This window comes from Bacteroides sp. Phil13 (assembly GCF_001940965.1).
Classification (GTDB): domain Bacteria; phylum Bacteroidota; class Bacteroidia; order Bacteroidales; family Bacteroidaceae; genus Bacteroides; species Bacteroides intestinalis.
The window spans coordinates 24,688-25,796 of the sequence record NZ_MSHA01000075.1 but is presented as its reverse complement, the minus strand read 5'-3'; the positions used below and the strand labels follow the sequence as shown (position 1 = coordinate 25,796).

General features: G+C 46.9%; 1 protein-coding gene and 1 pseudogene. Both read left to right on the top strand.

Annotated elements, in window-relative coordinates; translation table 11 throughout:
* Positions 1-21: 21 nt before the first annotated feature.
* Positions 22-666 (top strand): annotated as a pseudogene (traM, locus tag BWI44_RS14640) (conjugative transposon protein TraM); the annotation flags it as partial.
* A 39-nt stretch (positions 667-705) separates the two neighbouring features.
* Positions 706-1,109, top strand: a 404-nt coding sequence (traN, locus tag BWI44_RS14635) for a conjugative transposon protein TraN (protein ID WP_502688839.1), incomplete at its 3' end; no start/stop codon positions are given.

Below are 1,109 nucleotides of genomic sequence, written 5' to 3'. Positions count from 1 at the left end.
GGGCAATGGTGAGTGAATTTTCCAACAGCAGCTATTCAGGAAAAAGGAAGTGCCACACCCGTAAAAGCTATATCGGACAGGACGGTTTCAGGATTGCAGCAGCCCATGAGCAATGCCGAATTTATCGCCGAATACAGCAAACCACGCAATTATGGGTTTAATACGGCAGTCGGCAGTGGTTATTCGATGGGAAAGAACACTATCCGGGCATGTATTCATAACGACCAAACACTTATGGACGGGCAGACCGTCAAACTGCGGCTGTTAGAACCGTTGCAAGCGGGGAACGTGATTGTCCCGAAAAACAGCCTTGTATCGGGAAGTGCCAAAGTGCAGGGGGAACGGCTCGACATACTGGTGTCCTCGCTCGAATATGCGGGTAACATCATTCCTGTGGAACTTGCCGTTTACGACAGTGACGGGCAAAAGGGGCTTTCCGTTCCCTCGTCACTGGAACAGGAAGCGGCAAAGGAAGCGATGGCGAATATCGGCGCCGGGCTGGGTACGAGCATTTCCTTTGCGCAAAGTGCCGGGCAGCAGGTCGCAATGGATATTACAAGGGGCTTGATGCAAGGCGGTTCGCAATACCTTGCCAAGAAGTTCAGAACGGTAAAGGTACACCTGAAAGCGAACTATCAGGTGATGCTTTACGCCAAACAGCAATAATCTATTTATCAATTATCAACCATAAAAATTTCAATCCAAATGAAAAAGTTAATGATTTTATTCGCTCTTATCATGGGCATGGTTTCCGTGAAAGCACAAAGTAACGATTTGTATCAGGGCATTACTAAAAAGCTCCCTTACCGCCAAATGGTGACACCTTACGGCGTACAGGTGACGTTTGCCAAAACAGTACATATTATTTTCCCGTCTGCCGTTAAGTATGTGGACTTAGGCAGTAACTATATTATTGCCGGAAAAGCGGACGGGGCGGAAAATGTTGTCAGGGTTAAGGCTACGACAGAGGGCTTTCCCGGTGAAACCAATTTTTCCGTTATCTGTGAGGATGGCAGCTTTTATTCCTTTAATGCAAAGTATGCACATGAACCGGAAATGCTGAACATCGAAATGAAAGATTTCTTGGAGAATGAGGACACAACGGATTT